Source organism: Lacinutrix sp. MEBiC02404, from assembly GCF_053601575.1.
The window spans coordinates 1-479 of the sequence record NZ_JBSHNV010000122.1 but is presented as its reverse complement, the minus strand read 5'-3'; the positions used below and the strand labels follow the sequence as shown (position 1 = coordinate 479).

General features: G+C 38.2%; 1 protein-coding gene. It reads left to right on the top strand.

What is annotated here, in order from left to right; genetic code table 11:
* A partial coding sequence (locus ACVCXO_RS02950) for a hypothetical protein (protein ID WP_452228105.1) occupies positions 1 to 185 on the top strand: 185 nt, incomplete at its 5' end.
* Positions 186 to 479: the final 294 nt, after the last annotated feature.

The window sequence follows — 479 nt, the reverse complement described above, 5'->3', positions numbered from 1 at the left end:
ACGAAACTATAGAATGTAACGGAACAGATAACGAAACGATTGCGAATGATTGGAATGCTGCTAACATATTAGCACTTCAATCTTGTGGTACAGATGCTTGTGATACAGATGCAGTATTTGATGTAACTTCTGATTATGCTTTTGCTAACCTAGCTTCAACTTGTGGTGCTGGTGGAACTATTTAAGTAATATATACGGCTGCTGATGATTGTGGTAATGAAACCATACTTACTGCAACGCTTACGCTTGAAGATTCTATCGGTCCTGACTTAACGGCTTGTACTGTAATAGACGAAACTATAGAATGTAACGGAACAGATAACGAAACGATCGCGAATGATTGGAATGCTGCTAACATATTAGCACTTCAATCTTGTGGTACAGATGCTTGTGATACAGATGCAGTATTTGATGTAACTTCTGATTATGCTTTTGCTAACCTTACTTCTACTTGTGGAGCTGGTGGTACTATCTTAGTT